Raw genomic sequence first — 16,247 nt, 5'->3', positions numbered from 1 at the left:
TATAATGTTTTTGTTATTGCTGCTGTTAATGTAGTTTTACCGTGGTCAACGTGTCCTATTGTCCCTATATTAACATGAGGTTTTGTTCTTTCGTATTTAGCTTTAGCCATTTTGAATTTCCTCCCTTTATCTTGTGCAAGACGAGACAAGTCTCGTCTTGCTGATTATTTTTTATATTTATATTATTAATTAATTTTTAAATTATTTTCCTTCAGCTATCTTTTTAGCAACTGAAGCTGGAACTTGTTCATAGTGATCGAATATCATTGTATAAGTTGCACGACCTTGAGTTGAAGATCTTAGGTCTGTAGAGTATCCAAACATTTCTGAAAGTGGAACAAATGCATTTATAACTTGTGCACCACTTCTTGCTTCCATTCCTTGGATTAATCCTCTTCTTGAGTTTAAGTCACCCATAACATCTCCCATGTAATCTTCTGGAGTAACAACTTCTACTTTAAAGTAAGGCTCTAAAAGAACTGCATTACCTTTCTTCATAGCATCTTTGAATGCCATTGAACCAGCCATCTTGAACGCCATTTCAGAAGAGTCAACTTCATGGTAAGAACCATCATATAACTCAACAGCAACGTCTACAACTGGATATCCAGCAACTATACCAGATTGCATAGCTCCTTGTATACCCATGTCAACTGGACCAACATATTCTTTTGGTACAGATCCACCAACAGTTTTGTTTGTGAATTTGTATCCTTCACCTGGCTCTTGAGGAGCAACTCTAATCTTAACGTGACCATATTGTCCTCTACCACCTGATTGCTTAGAGTACTTGTATTCAACATCAACTGGTTGAGTTATAGTTTCTCTATATGCAACTTGTGGAGCACCAACTTTAGCTTCTACTTTAAATTCTCTTAATAATCTATCTACTATTATCTCTAAGTGTAATTCACCCATACCAGATATTATAGTTTGTCCTGTTTCTTGGTCAGTTTTAACTGTGAAAGTTGGGTCTTCTTCAGCTAATTTTTGAAGAGCTATACCCATTTTTTCTTGAGCTGCTTTAGAACTTGGTTCTATAGCAACAGATATAACTGGCTCAGGGAATTCCATAGATTCAAGTATTATTGGATTAGCAGGATCACATAATGTGTCTCCAGTAGTAGTATCTTTTAATCCTACTGCTGCTGCTATATCTCCAGCATAAACTTTAGTTATTTCTTCTCTTGTATTGGCATGCATTTGTAGTATACGACCAATTCTTTCTCTTTTATTCTTAGTTGCATTTAAAACATAAGAACCAGATTCTAATGTTCCAGAGTAAACTCTGAAGAACGCTAGTTTTCCAACAAATGGGTCAGTCATTATTTTGAATGCTAATGCAGAAAATGGCTCTTCATCAGAAGAATGTCTTTCAGCTTCCTCTCCATCTTCCAATATACCTTTTATAGCTGCTATATCAGTTGGTGCTGGTAAGTAATCTAAAACTGCATCTATTACTAACTGAACACCTTTGTTTCTATAAGCTGTACCACAGAAAACTGGGTTCATCTCACACGCTATAGTAGCTTTTCTTATAGCAACTTTTAGTTCATCTATAGTAGGTTCTTCACCTTCAAGATATTTCATCATTAACTCTTCGTCAGTTTCAGCTACTGCTTCAACTAATTTTTCTCTCCACTCTGTAGCTAATTCTTTCATATCTTCTGGTATGTCTGTTTCTTCCATTTCAACACCTAAGTCGTCTTTGTATATAACAGCATCCATTTTTAATAAGTCTATTATACCTATAAATGAATCTTCTTTACCTATTGGTAATTGCATAGGAACTGCATTAGAATTTAATCTAGATTTCATCATGCTTACAACATTGTAGAAATCTGCTCCTAATATATCCATTTTATTTACAAAAGCTATTCTAGGTACTCCATAAGTTTCAGCTTGTCTCCATACATTCTCAGATTGAGGTTCAACCCCACCTTTTGCACAGAATACAGCAACTGAACCGTCAAGAACTCTTAGAGATCTTTCAACTTCAACTGTGAAGTCCACGTGTCCAGGAGTATCTATTATATTTATTCTATGGTCTTTCCATGAAGCAGTAGTAGCGGCAGAAGTTATTGTTATACCTCTTTCCTTTTCTTGCTCCATCCAGTCCATTTGAGAAGCCCCTTCATGAGTTTCTCCTATCTTATGAGTTTGCCCAGTATAAAACAGGATTCTTTCTGTAGTAGTAGTTTTCCCTGCATCTATATGAGCCATGATTCCTATATTCCTAGTTCTTTCCAAAGGAAACTTTCTAGCCATGGTTATCCTCCTTATGATATCCTCAATTTTATAAGATATCTATATATCCTACCATCTATAATGAGCAAATGCTTTATTAGCTTCTGCCATTTTATGAGTATCTTCTTTTTTCTTAACTGAAGCTCCTGTGTTGTTAGCTGCGTCCATTATTTCTTTAGCTAATTTATCAACCATTCCTTTTTCTCCACGAGCTCTAGTGTATTTTACTAACCATCTTAAACCTAATGTTTGTCTTCTTTCAGGTCTAACTTCGATTGGTACTTGGTAGTTTGCCCCACCAACTCTTCTTGCTTTTACTTCTAAAACAGGCATTATATTATCCATTGCCTTATTAAATACTTCTAAAGCATCTTCTCCTGTTTTTTCAGCAATAACTGTGAAAGCATCATAAACTATTGTTTGAGACTTTCCTTTTTTTCCGTCTACCATTAAATTATTTATTAATTTAGTAACTACCTTACTCCCATACATAGGATCTGGTAAAACTTCTCTCTTTGGAACATTACCTTTTCTTGGCATTTCGCTTCCCTCCTTAATTATTTAACTTAAATCATAGGTACTCGACATAAATTATTTAATGCCGTGATGCCATAAATATCTATATATTTAAAGCACCGAACTATAATCAATCATTAATTGTTTTTATTTTTTAGCGTCCTTAGGTTTCTTAGCACCATACTTAGATCTTGATTGTCTTCTCTTATCAACACCTGCTGTATCTAAAGTACCTCTTAGTATATGGTATCTAACCCCTGGAAGGTCTTTTACTCTTCCGCCTCTTATAAGAACAACACTATGCTCTTGTAAGTTATGTCCTTCTCCTGGTATATAAGCAGAAACTTCTATACCATTAGTTAATCTAACTCTGGCAACTTTTCTTAAAGCTGAGTTAGGTTTCTTAGGAGTAACTGTTTTTACTGAAGTACAAACCCCTCTTTTTTGTGGAGCACTAGCGTCAGTTACTTTCTTGTTTAAAGAGTTGTAACCTTTTTGTAATGCTGGAGCAGTAGATTTCTTTTCAACTGCTTTTCTACTTTTACGAACTAATTGGTTAATTGTTGGCATCATCTGCACCTCCTTCCAAATTTTCGATCTTATCAGTGACCGCCAACTACATCAATATGAATACTCATACTGACTGATTGTAACATTTGTTACTTACAATTTAATGTCTATAACACATGAATATGTGATATTAGCATTTTTCTAGCTTGATGCTTTTAGTTCTTGTTTATTGCCATTTAAAAGTCACTAAGAGCTCATATAAGCCCTTAGTGTACTTTTAAACAACACACTTTACTATTTTAACACCACAAATAATGGTTGTCAAGATTTCTTTACTCTATCTGCCATTAATCTTCAATTTTTTCAACAGCTATATTTCTATATTTCTTCATTCCTGTTCCTGCTGGTATTAGCTTACCTAATATAACATTCTCTTTAAGCCCTATTAGGTGGTCTTCTTTACCTTTTATTGCAGCTTCTGTTAATACTCTTGTTGTTTCCTGGAATGAAGCTGCTGATAAGAATGAATCAGTTGCAAGAGATGCTTTAGTTATACCAAGTAATACTCTTTTAGCAACTGCTGGTCTTAAGTCTTTAGCTATAGCTTCTTCGTTACATCTATTAAATGTTAATACATCTTCATATCCACCTGGTAATAAATCTGTATCTCCTGGGTCTTCAACTTTAACTTTAGATAGCATTTGTCTTACTATAACTTCTATATGCTTATCGTTAACATCAACCCCTTGAAGTCTATAAACCCTTTGAACTTCTTTAACTATATATTCTTGAACACCTTTAACACCTTTTACTCTTACTATATCATGAGGATTTATAAATCCTTGTGTTAAAGGATCTCCAGCTTCTAATATCTGTCCTTGCTTAACTTTTAATCTAGAACCATATGGTATCACATATGTTTGAGTTTCGCCTTCTTCTGGTATTACATTTACTTCTTTTCTCTTTCCAGTTTCATCTATTTCAACTCTACCAGATACTTCAGTTATTACAGCTAAACCTTTTGGTTTTCTAGCTTCGAATAATTCTTCAACCCTTGGAAGACCTTGAGTTATATCGGCTCCTGCAACCCCTCCAGTATGGAATGTACGCATTGTAAGCTGAGTACCCGGCTCACCTATAGATTGAGCTGCTATTATACCAACTGCTTCACCTATATTAACTTCTTTTCCTGTAGCTAAGTTTCTACCATAGCACTTAGAACAAACTCCATGATTAGTTTTACAGTTAAGAACTGTTCTTATCCTAATTTTTTCAATTCCTAAATCTACTATAGTTTCTGCTTCATCTTCTTGTATCATAGCATCAGCTTCAACTATAACTTCACCAGTTTCAGGATTTAATATAGGGTCTATAGTATATCTTCCTACAATTCTATCATATATTTCTTCTATAACTTCATTTCCTTCTTTTATAGCATAAATTTCTGTAGTATCTTCTGTTCCGCAATCTACTTCTCTTACAATAACATCCTGACTTACATCAACAAGTCTTCTTGTTAAGTATCCAGATTCAGCCGTACGTATAGCTGTATCGGCAAGACCTTTTCTGGCACCATGTGAAGATGTAAAGTATTCAAGTACTGATAAACCTTCACGGAAATTAGATTTAACTGGTATCTCAACTGTTTTACCAGATGCATTGGCCATAAGACCACGCATACCTGCTAGCTGTCTAATTTGGTTTTTAGAACCTCTGGCTCCTGAATGTGCCATTATATATATATTGTTTAATCTATCTAGTCCACCCATAAGAGCATCAGTAACCTTATCAGTTGTTTCTGTCCATGTCTCTATAACTTTTTCATATCTTTCTTCATTAGATATTAAACCTCTTCTGTATGCTTTTTCATATTTATCAACTTTTTCTTCTGCCTCAGCTATAAATACTTTCTTTTCTTCTGGAACACTCATATCAGCAACAGCAACTGTTATACCACCTAATGTAGAATATTTAAATCCTAGAGATTTTATATAATCTAGTAATTCCGCTGTTTCTGTATTTCCATGTTTTCTAAAGCACTTATCTATTATTTTACCCAGAGATTTTTTATCTGCTAAGAAGTCAACTTCTAGAGCAAATGGGTTTTCATTTCTATCTACAAATCCTAAATCTTGAGGTATGCTTTCATTAAATATAAATCTACCAACTGTACTTTCAACTAATGAACTTCTTCCATCTTCAAGAGTCACCTTTAGTTTTACTAACGCATGTAGATGAACTGATTTATTGTAATAAGCAAGTAATAGCTCATTAAAGTCTTTAAATACCATTCCTGTTCCTTTAGCATCATCTTGTGCTTCTATTGTTAGATAATAACAACCTAAAACCATATCCTGAGATGGAGTAGTTATAGGAGAACCATCTTTAGGAGCAAGAATGTTGTTTACAGAAAGCATTAAGAATCTTGCTTCTGCTTGTGCTTCTACTGATAAAGGTACATGGACTGCCATTTGGTCACCATCGAAGTCTGCATTGTAAGCTGTACACACAAGTGGATGTAGCTTTATAGCTTTACCTTCAACCAAGATTGGTTCAAATGCTTGTATACCTAATCTATGCAGAGTCGGCGCACGGTTAAGAAGAACTGGATGGCTTTTTATAACATCTTCTAAAACATCCCAAACTTCTGGCTTAACTTTTTCTACTATAGATTTTGCACTTTTTATATTATGTGCATATCCTTCTTTAACTAGTTTATCCATAACAAATGGCTTAAATAGTTCTAGTGCCATTTTCTTTGGAAGACCACATTGATAGAATTTAAGTTCTGGTCCAACAACTATAACAGAACGTCCTGAGTAGTCAACACGCTTACCAAGTAAGTTTTGACGGAAACGACCTTGTTTACCCTTTAACATATCTGATAAAGACTTAAGTGGTCTATTTCCAGGCCCTGTTACAGGTCTACCTCTTCTACCATTATCTATTAATGCATCAACTGCTTCTTGAAGCATTCTCTTTTCATTTCTTACAATTATATCTGGAGCTCCAAGCTCTAATAATCTCTTAAGTCTATTATTTCTGTTTATAACTCTTCTATATAAATCATTTAAGTCTGAAGTTGCAAATCTTCCACCATCAAGTTGTACCATTGGTCTTAAATCTGGTGGTATTACTGGTATCGCATCTAAAATCATCCATTCTGGTTTATTCCCAGATTTTTTAAATGCTTCTACAACTTCTAATCTTCTTATTGTTCTAACTTTCTTTTGTCCTGTACTGTCTTTTAATTCCGCTCTTAGGTCTTTGCTTTGTTGCTCTAAGTCTATGTTTTGTAACAATATCTTTACAGCTTCAGCACCCATACCTACAGTAAAAGTATATCCATATTTTTCAAGAGCAGTTCTATACTCTTTTTCTGTCAATAACTGCTTCTCATTCAATCCAGTTTCTCCTGGATCAACTACTACATATGAAGCAAAGTATAGTATTTTTTCCAATGATCTTGGTGACATATCAAGTAAAAGTCCCATTCTACTTGGTATACCTTTAAAGTACCAGATGTGAGACATAGGAGCTGCTAGCTCTATATGTCCCATTCTTTCTCTTCTTACTTTCGATTTAGTTACTTCTACTCCACATCTATCACAAACTACACCTTTGTATCTAACTCTTCTATATTTACCACAATGGCACTCCCAGTCTTTTTGTGGTCCAAATATTCTTTCACAGAAAAGACCATCTTTTTCTGGTTTTAAAGTACGGTAATTTATAGTTTCTGGCTTTTTAACTTCTCCTCTAGACCATTGTCTTATTTTTTCTGGAGAAGCCAATGCTATTTTTATCGACTCGAAATTGTTTAATTCAAACAAGGAGTTCTCTCCCTTCTATTTGAGATTTACATTAATTAAATTTACATATCAAAGTCATCACCATCAAAGTCTATTTCTTCTTCAAATAAATCTTCTTCAGCAAATTCTTCTAAATTCTCTATATCCTCATCTTCTACGGTTTCCGTAAAATCATCTTCAATTTCTTCTATTATATTACTTTCTTCAACTTCTCCCATGTTATTTACAACATCTAGTTCAAATTCACCTATTGTGTCATCTTCATCTACAGATTCTCTTACTTCTATTTCTTGATCTTCATCTGTTAATACTTTTACATCTAAGCATAAACTTTGAAGTTCTTTTATAAGAACCTTAAATGATTCTGGGATTCCTGGCTCAGGTATGTTTTCACCTTTAACTATAGCTTCGTAAGTTCTAACACGACCTACAACATCATCAGACTTAACAGTAAGTATTTCTTGAAGTATGTGAGCAGCTCCATATGCTTCTAGAGCCCAAACCTCCATCTCTCCAAATCTTTGTCCACCAAATTGTGCTTTACCACCTAGTGGCTGTTGAGTAACTAATGAGTATGGTCCAGTACTTCTTGCATGTAGTTTTTCATCAACTAAATGATGTAGTTTTAAGTAGTACATATATCCAACAGTTATTCTATTATCAAAAGTTTCACCTGTTCTACCATCATATAAAGTTAATTTACCATCTCTAGGATATCCAGCTTCTTCAAGAGCATCCATTATATCATACTCATTGGCACCATCAAATACTGATGTTGCAACATACCATCCTAAAGTCTTAGCAGCAAGTCCTAAATGAACCTCTAAAACCTGACCGATGTTCATACGTGATGGTATACCTTGTGGGTTAAGTATTATATCTAGTGGAGTTCCATTTTCCATAAATGGCATATCTTCTTCTGGTAATATTCTTGAGATAACCCCTTTATTCCCATGACGACCAGCCATTTTATCTCCAACTTTTATTTTTCTCTTTTTAGCTATATAACATCTTACCAATTCATTTACTCCTGGAGATAAATCATCTCCATTTTCTCTAGTAAATACTTTTACATCAACTATTATACCAGATTCACCATGAGGTACTTTAAGTGAAGTATCTCTAACTTCTCTAGCCTTTTCACCAAATATTGCACGAAGTAATCTTTCCTCAGCAGTAAGTTCAGTTTCCCCTTTTGGAGTTACTTTACCAACTAGTATATCTCCTGAATCTACTTCTGCACCTATTCTTATTATACCTCTGTCATCTAAGTTCTTAATTGCACTATCTCCAACATTAGGTATATCTCTAGTTATTTCCTCTGGCCCTAGTTTTGTATCTCTAGCTTCACATTCATATTCTTCTATATGAATTGTTGATAATCTATCTTCTTTAACTAATCTTTCATTTATTAATATGGCATCTTCGTAGTTATAACCTTCCCAAGTCATGAATGCTATAAGACAGTTTCTTCCAAGTGCTACTTCTCCTAAATCAGTTGCTGGACCGTCTGCTATAACATCTCCTTGCACTATTTGCTCACCTTTAGTTATTATAGGTGTTTGATTTATACAAGTACCTGAGTTTGAACGTTTAAACTTAAGTAGATTATATCTATCTCTGTTTCCATCTTCTCTTTTTATAATTATCTCATCCGCTGTTACTCTTTCTGCTATACCAGAATTTCTAGCAACAACAACTGCTCCAGAGTCTTTTGCAGCTCTATATTCTATACCAGTTCCTATAATTGGTGCTTCTCTTCTAACTAGAGGCACTGCCTGACGTTGCATGTTCGCTCCCATAAGGGCACGGTTGGCATCATCATTTTCTAAGAAAGGTATCATAGCAGTGGCAACAGATACAACCTGCTTAGGAGATATATCCATATAGTCTACTCTGCTTTCAGGAACCATTTCAACAGCACCATTTACAGTTCTACAAACAACTCTATGGTTTACGAATTTACCATTGTCTGTTAATGGCTCATTTGCCTGAGCTCTTACGAATAAATCTTCTTCATCAGCAGTTAAATAATGTATCTCATCAGTAACTGTTGATGTTACTTTATCAAATTTTCTATATGGTGATTCTATAAATCCAAACTCATTTATTTTTGCATAAGTTCCAAGAGAGTTTATAAGACCGATATTTGGTCCTTCTGGAGTCTCTATCGGACACATTCTACCGTAGTGTGAATGGTGAACGTCACGCACTTCGAATCCAGCTCTTTCTCTTGAAAGACCTCCAGGCCCAAGAGCTGATAGTCTTCTCTTATGTGTTAACTCAGATAAAGGATTTGTTTGGTCCATGAACTGAGATAACTGAGAACTACCAAAGAATTCTTTTATTGCAGCTGAAACTGGTCTTATGTTAACTAACGCTTGAGGCGTTATAGCTTCCATATCTTGAACTGTCATTCTTTCTTTTATGACTCTTTCCATTCTTGAAAGACCAATTCTAACTTGGTTTTGTAATAATTCTCCTACAGATCTTATTCTTCTATTTCCTAAATGGTCTATATCATCAATGTTTCCTATATTATAGAAGATATTGAATTCATAACTTATTGAAGCTATTATATCGTCTAATAATATATGTTTTGGTATAAGTTCTTTAATTCTTGATTTTATAGCTTCTTTTATTTCTTCTTCATCACTATATCCATCTAAAATTTCTTTTAATGTTGGATAATGCACTTTTTCTTTTATGTTTAAATCATCTATGTCAAAATCAATATGAGACTTAATGTCTACAAAATTATTTCCTATAACTCTAACTTTCTTATCATCATCCATTAATAGATTTACTACATTTATACCTGCATTTTGTATATCTTTAGCTAACTCATAGCTTATTTTTTCTCCAGCTTTTACAAATACTTCTCCTGTTTCAGGATTTATTATGTCTTCTGCTGAAATTCTATTCATAATTCTATAGCATAAAGCAAGCTTTTTATTAAATTTGTATCTACCAACTTTTGCTAAATCATATCTCTTTGGATCAAAGAATAAAGCATTTAGTAAAGATGATGCACTTTCTACAGTAGGTGGTTCACCTGGTCTTAATTTTTTATATATCTCAACAAGACCTTCCTCTACTGTCTTAGTATTATCTTTTTCTAATGTGGCAGATAATCTTTCGTCTTCTCCTAAAAGGTCAATTATTTCTGCATCTGTCCCTATTCCTAAAGCTCTAAGTAAAACTGTAACTGGTTGTTTTCTTGTTCTATCAACTCTTACAGATATTACATCGTTAGAATCTGTTTCATATTCTAACCATGCTCCTCTATTAGGAATTACAGTAGATGAAATTAATCTCTTACCTGTTTTGTCTCTCTCTTCCGCATAGTAAACACCAGGAGATCTAACTAATTGACTTACGATAACTCTTTCTGCCCCATTTATAACGAAAGTTCCTCTTTCTGTCATTAAAGGGAAGTCACCCATAAATACTTCTTGTTCTTTTATTTCACCTGTTTCTTTATTTATAAGTCTTACCTTAACTTTTAGAGGTGCACAATATGTAGCATCTCTCTCTTTACACTCTTCTATATCGTACTTTGGTTTATCGTCTAAAGAGTAGTCAACAAATTCCAATATAAGATTACCAGTATAATCTTCTATTGGTGAAATATCATCAAACACTTCTTTTAAACCTTCTTTTAAAAACCACTCATAGGAATCTACTTGAATTTCTATAAGATTTGGCACATCAGCTATTTCCTTAATTTTAGAAAAGCTCATTCTAGTTCTTTTACCTATCGTGACAGGATGTGGCATTCACTTTTCACCTCTCAATAATTAAAAATAAAACAATAGTTCATTCTAACGCATCTAATAATTTTAGCATAATGTCAAGTATTTTTCAATATATTTTTTATCTTATATGTAAACTATGCATTATTTTTGATTTTTTGTAAATTATTTTAAGCATATATTATGTATTATGTACAATTCTCCAATATAAAATCCAATTTTTTCATTTATCGGTTTAATTTTCTAGAAAAAGTTACATTCTAATACCATACCCATATTTAATTATAATTTCATAAATAAGTACTAGTAAATAATTATATTTATACAAAAGCTGTTAAATATACAAAATAAAGACCATAAATGAATTTAATCTGGAGTTTTAAATCTTAAACTATTTCCATCATAAATTATATCTACAGTCTTTATAAAAATAGAATTTCTACTATAATTAAGTTTTTTATTTTTACTATTATATTAGTAATATAATTATCCTAATATATTATCTGCAAACTGTGGCGTAGGTAAACCAAATCCTCCAGCTACTTCAAGTAAGTCTCCTGTTATAAAGGATGAATCATCACTAGCATAGAATAAAACAGCTTTTGCTATGTCTTCTGGTTTCCCTATACGATTTAAAGGAACATGCTTTAGGAACTCCTTTATGAATTCTGGAGACATATTATCTAAAGCAGCTTTGGTTGCAATAAGGCCTGGAAGTACAGCATTACATCTAACATTGTCTTTTGCATATTGTGTTGCTATATTTTGAGTTAATGAGTTGATTGCTGATTTTGATACACAATAAGCTATTCTAGATAGGTCAGGCAATACTGAACCTATACTAGATATATTTATTATACTTCCCTTGCCATTCTTTATCATATGAGGAATAGCAGCTTTACATGGTAAATATACACTTTTTAAATTAGTATTTACTGTATCAAAGAAATTATCTGTATCTCCAGTTAAAAGGTCTTTATCAAGTGAGGGATTTGTCGAACCAAAATTATTTACAAGTATATCTATCTTACCTTCTTTTTTAACTACATCTTCTATCATTGAAGTAAACGTTTCTTCTTCACGAGCATTAAAATAAACAAACTTAGCACACCCGCCTTCTGCACTTATTCTGTCTATAACTTCATTAGCCAATTCTTCTGAACGAGCTGCTAAATATACAACTGCTCCATTTTGTGCCAATATTTCAGCTGATGCTAATCCAATACCTTTAGTTGCTGCAGTAACCACTGCAACTTTACCTTGTAATTTTTCCATTATTAACTCCTCCTTAAATGCATTTCTTAAAATCTACATATTTCGATTTTTAGAAGTATTTCACTCATTTTAAATTTGTATTTGTTAATTAATTATTTATTATATTTTATTTTTAAAGTATTTTTGTAAATTTTTAAAACAATATGTAGTTTTATATAATTTGTCTTTTATTATATCACCTTATATATGCACATTACAATAATTGTTTATATTTTAATTTAACATCTGTATTTAACATAGTAAAAACATATTCTTTAATAGTATTAAATTAAAATCTCATTACAAACTATATGATACCCTTAATTTAATACTATTATATAAATTTTTTTTATTTTATAGAAATATTCTATTCACAATTTTTTATAAATAAAAAAAGATACCCAAATGGGTATCTTTTTAAAGAAACTACTTAACTTCTACTTTAGCTCCAGCAGCTTCTAATTTTTCTTTTATTTGATCAGCTTCTTCTTTAGAAGCTCCTTCTTTAACTGTCTTAGGAGCATTGTCAACTACTTCTTTAGCTTCTTTTAATCCTAATCCTGTTATTTCTCTAACTGCTTTTATAACTCCAACTTTTGAAGAACCAACCTCAGCTAATACTACATCAAACTCAGTTTTTTCTTCAGCAGCTGGTCCACCAGCAGCTGCACCAGCTACCATTACTGGAGCTGAAGCTGATACGCCGAATTTTTCTTCAGCAGCTTTAACTAATTCATTTAATTCTAAAACTTTCATATTTTCTATAGCTTCTAATATTTGTTCTATTGTCATTTTTAGCACCTCCGAATTTTCTTTTCAAATTAATATTTATAATTTTTTAGTTAAGCAATTAAGCTTCTTCTTGACCTTCTGCCTTTTTCGCTATTGCATCTATTAAGTATGCAAAGTTTGATATTGGAGCTTTTAAGCTACCAAGTAATTTAGCGATAAGAACTTCTCTTGATGGTATGTTAGCCATTTCAACAATCTTAGCTTCGTCATAGAATACACCTTCTACAACACCCATCTTTAATTTCATCTTTGGATGAGAATCCATGAATCCTTTTAATATTCTAGCTGGAGCAACTGGATCATCATATCCAAATGCTATAGCATTAGTACCAATTAATAATTCTTCATTGAATTGCTCTATACCAACTTCTTTAGCTGCTCTTCTAACTAAAGTATTTTTATATACTTTGTAATCTACACCAGCTTCTCTCATTTGTTTTCTTAACTCAGTTACTTCTTCAACTGTTAACCCTTTGTAATCAACAACAACGGCAGCAGAAGATTTTTGTAACTTTTCAACTATTTCAGAAACAACTTCTGATTTAATTTCTATAGCTTTTCTCATCTAGATGTGCACCTCCTTCACCAAATAGGCTTAGTATTTACCGCAACATTATAAAAAGCTTTTGTTGCCAAAAGTAGACATCAAAAGCTTTAGTAATCTCAATTTATCTAAAACCTCGGTGGGATATTAAGCTTTCGCACCCACTATCTACGGCAAATCTATTCTTTTTTACATTGACAAATGATATGATAACATTTTTGTCAACCTGTGTCAACAGTTTTATTATTCAGCTGTTCTTGCTGGGTTTATTTTAACTCCAGGTCCCATTGAAGAAGCTACAGTTATACTTCTTAAATATTGTCCTTTAGCAGCAGCTGGTTTAGCTTTTATTATAGCATCCATTAATGCAGCAAAGTTTTCAGATAATTTTTCTCCACCAAATGATACTTTTCCTACTGGAACGTGTATTATGTTAGTTTTGTCTAATCTGTATTCAACTTTACCAGCTTTTATTTCATCTATAGCTTTAGCTACATCAAATGTAACTGTTCCTGATTTAGGGTTTGGCATTAAACCTTTTGGTCCTAATACTCTACCTAATCTACCTACTACACCCATCATGTCTGGAGTAGCAACTACTATATCAAAATCAAACCAGTTTTCACCTTGTATTTTTTGAACTAATTCTTCAGCTCCTACAAAATCAGCACCAGCTTGTTCAGCTTCCTTAGCTTTTTCACCTTTAGCAAAAACTAAAACTCTTTTAGTTTTACCAGTTCCGTGAGGTAATACAACTGCACCTCTTACTTGTTGATCAGCATGTCTTGAGTCAACACCTAATTTAATGTGTGCTTCTACTGTTTCGTCAAATTTAGCTCCAGCTATATCTGAAACTAATGTTAATGCTTCTGATGCATCATAGAACTTAGTTCTATCTACTTTTTGTAATGCACCTGCATATCTTTTACCTTTTTTAGCCATTTTATTTTCCTCCTTGTGGTTAATCTCGGCTTTTCGCCTCCCACTTTATAAAAAAAAGTGTATCTTTTAATTAGTCTTCTACTACAACACCCATGCTTCTAGCAGTACCAGCTATCATACTCATAGCAGCTTCTACTGATGCAGCATTTAAGTCAGGCATTTTTAATTCAGCTATTTCTCTTACTTGAGCTGAAGTTATTTTAGCAACTTTCTTTTTGTTTGGTTCTCCAGAACCTGATTTTAAGTTTAATGCTTTTTTAATTAAAACTGCAGCTGGTGGAGTTTTTGTTATAAAACTGAATGATCTATCTTGATATACAGTTATAACAACTGGTATTATCATTCCAGCTTGATCTGCAGTTTTAGCATTAAATTCTTTTGTGAATCCCATTATATTAACACCATGTTGTCCTAATGCTGGTCCAACTGGTGGCGCTGGAGTAGCCTTTCCTGCAGGTATTTGTAATTTTATTTGACCTATAACTTTTTTAGCCATTTTGAGCGCACCTCCTCAGATTTTTCTATAATAATAGTATTAGATTTTTTCTATACCTTCAAGCTCTATTACAAATAGAGTCCTTTTACCAAATGCATTTATGCATACTTTAACTTCTCTGTTTTCTAAGTCAATTTCTTCTATGTTTCCTACTTGTCCACTAAATGGTCCTTGAGATACCTTTACTGTATCTCCTATTTCAAAGTCAATATCACTATTTACTACTTTAGGTTCAGTTGTATCTATACCCATAGCTTTAACTTCTTCTTCACTTAATGGTACTGGTTTTGAACCAGGTCCAACGAAACCTGTAACTCCCTTAGTATTTCTTACTACATACCAAGATTCATCAGTTATTATCATTTTAACCAAAACATAACTTGGATAAACTTTACGTTGTCTAGTTTTTTCTTTTCCAGTTTTAGTAGTTTCCACTACCTCTTCTGTTGGAACAACTACTTGTCTTATGCAGTCTTCCATACTTCTTGTTTTAACTGCTTTTTCTATTGTAGCTTTAACTTTATTTTCATGTCCCGAATAAGTATGAACTACATACCAACTTGCTTCTTGTAATTCTGACATTTAACTTACCTCTTTTCGTCTATTTTAGTAATAACGCTAGTGCACCAGATAATATAGTGTCTATACCCCATACTAATATAGTGCATGAAATAACTACAGTTAAAACTATACCTGTGTTTTTAAACAATTCTTTTTTTGTCGGCCATGTAACTCTTTTCAATTCTTGTTTAGTTTCTTTTAAATAACCAAATAAACTGAATCTCTTTTTAGTTTTTGCACCGTCATTTGTTTGGGCAGCCATTCCATACTCACATCCTTATAAAACTATTTTGTTTCTTTATGAGTTGTATGCTTTTTACAGAATCTACAATATTTTTGTAATTCTATTCTGTCTGGATTATTTTTCTTATTCTTAGTAGTGTTGTAGTTTCTTTGCTTACACTCTGTACATGCTAAAGTTACTTTAACTCTCATCTGATACACCTCCAACTTTGTAATACAATAATATATATTGTTAATATATGTGAATATAATATCTTTAAAATATGTATTTATTAAAAATCTACAGTATTTAAGATATTATTAACTTCCTATAATCATTACCTTGTATAAGTTATCACAAAATCCTATGCTGTGTCAATGTTTTTGTATTTCTATGTTAAAAAAAGAGGAGCATAACCCCTCTTTTTATTATTCTTTAATCCATCAGTTTAGTAATAAGAATTACTCTATTATTGTAGCAACAACTCCTGAAGCTACTGTTCTTCCACCTTCTCTTATTGAGAATCTTAATCCTTCTTCTACAACTATTGAATTTATTAAGTCTACTTCCATTGTTACGTTATCTCCAGGCATTA

General features: G+C 32.7%; 14 protein-coding genes, 1 pseudogene and 1 other annotated feature. All 15 genes and pseudogenes read right to left on the bottom strand.

Annotation, left to right across the window (positions count from 1 at the left end; genetic code table 11):
* Positions 1-110: GTP-binding protein (locus IC214_RS01560; protein WP_131072429.1), on the bottom strand; the 110-nt coding region annotated here is incomplete at its 3' end.
* Positions 111-201: 91 nt separating this feature from the next.
* Complete coding sequence (fusA, locus tag IC214_RS01555) at positions 202-2,268, bottom strand: elongation factor G (RefSeq protein WP_227437035.1); 2,067 nt, start codon at positions 2,266-2,268, stop codon at positions 202-204.
* A 48-nt stretch (positions 2,269-2,316) separates the two neighbouring features.
* A complete protein-coding gene (gene rpsG / locus IC214_RS01550) occupies positions 2,317-2,787 on the bottom strand; it encodes a 30S ribosomal protein S7 (protein ID WP_227437037.1) in 471 nt (156 codons plus the stop codon).
* 123 nt (positions 2,788-2,910) lie between these two features.
* Positions 2,911-3,333, bottom strand: coding sequence for a 30S ribosomal protein S12 (gene rpsL / locus IC214_RS01545; protein WP_227437039.1), 423 nt, complete (start codon positions 3,331-3,333; stop codon positions 2,911-2,913).
* 287 nt (positions 3,334-3,620) lie between these two features.
* Entirely contained in the window at positions 3,621-7,106 is a 3,486-nt protein-coding gene (gene rpoC / locus IC214_RS01540; RefSeq protein ID WP_227437041.1) for a DNA-directed RNA polymerase subunit beta', read from the bottom strand.
* A gap of 41 nt (positions 7,107-7,147) precedes the next feature.
* Complete coding sequence (gene rpoB, locus IC214_RS01535; protein WP_227437043.1) at positions 7,148-10,864, bottom strand: DNA-directed RNA polymerase subunit beta; 3,717 nt, start codon at positions 10,862-10,864, stop codon at positions 7,148-7,150.
* Between the two features lie 462 nt (positions 10,865-11,326).
* Entirely contained in the window at positions 11,327-12,115 is a 789-nt protein-coding gene (locus tag IC214_RS01530) for an SDR family NAD(P)-dependent oxidoreductase (protein ID WP_227437045.1), read from the bottom strand.
* A gap of 405 nt (positions 12,116-12,520) precedes the next feature.
* Positions 12,521-12,886, bottom strand: a complete 366-nt coding sequence (rplL, locus tag IC214_RS01525; protein ID WP_021382505.1) for a 50S ribosomal protein L7/L12 — start codon at positions 12,884-12,886, stop codon at positions 12,521-12,523.
* Between the two features lie 58 nt (positions 12,887-12,944).
* A complete protein-coding gene (rplJ, locus tag IC214_RS01520) occupies positions 12,945-13,451 on the bottom strand; it encodes a 50S ribosomal protein L10 (RefSeq protein ID WP_227437047.1) in 507 nt (168 codons plus the stop codon).
* A gap of 42 nt (positions 13,452-13,493) precedes the next feature.
* Positions 13,494-13,622, bottom strand: a sequence feature (ribosomal protein L10 leader region).
* Positions 13,623-13,673: 51 nt separating this feature from the next.
* Positions 13,674-14,372, bottom strand: a complete 699-nt coding sequence (gene rplA / locus IC214_RS01515) for a 50S ribosomal protein L1 (protein WP_227437049.1) — start codon at positions 14,370-14,372, stop codon at positions 13,674-13,676.
* 70 nt (positions 14,373-14,442) lie between these two features.
* Complete coding sequence (gene rplK / locus IC214_RS01510; RefSeq protein WP_054268674.1) at positions 14,443-14,868, bottom strand: 50S ribosomal protein L11; 426 nt, start codon at positions 14,866-14,868, stop codon at positions 14,443-14,445.
* A gap of 39 nt (positions 14,869-14,907) precedes the next feature.
* Positions 14,908-15,450, bottom strand: a complete 543-nt coding sequence (nusG, locus tag IC214_RS01505) for a transcription termination/antitermination protein NusG (RefSeq protein WP_227437051.1) — start codon at positions 15,448-15,450, stop codon at positions 14,908-14,910.
* A gap of 19 nt (positions 15,451-15,469) precedes the next feature.
* The gene (gene secE, locus IC214_RS01500) at positions 15,470-15,691 is read right to left on the bottom strand and encodes a preprotein translocase subunit SecE (protein ID WP_227437053.1); all 222 of its coding nucleotides are present in this window, start codon (positions 15,689-15,691) and stop codon (positions 15,470-15,472) included.
* Between the two features lie 23 nt (positions 15,692-15,714).
* A complete protein-coding gene (gene rpmG / locus IC214_RS01495) occupies positions 15,715-15,864 on the bottom strand; it encodes a 50S ribosomal protein L33 (RefSeq protein WP_003421192.1) in 150 nt (49 codons plus the stop codon).
* Positions 15,865-16,113: 249 nt separating this feature from the next.
* A pseudogene (tuf, locus tag IC214_RS01490) lies at positions 16,114-16,247 on the bottom strand (elongation factor Tu); the annotation flags it as partial.

It is taken from the genome of Clostridioides sp. ES-S-0190-01 (genome assembly GCF_020658275.1).
Taxonomy (GTDB): domain Bacteria; phylum Bacillota; class Clostridia; order Peptostreptococcales; family Peptostreptococcaceae; genus Clostridioides.
This window is presented reverse-complemented; position numbering and strand designations above follow the sequence as displayed.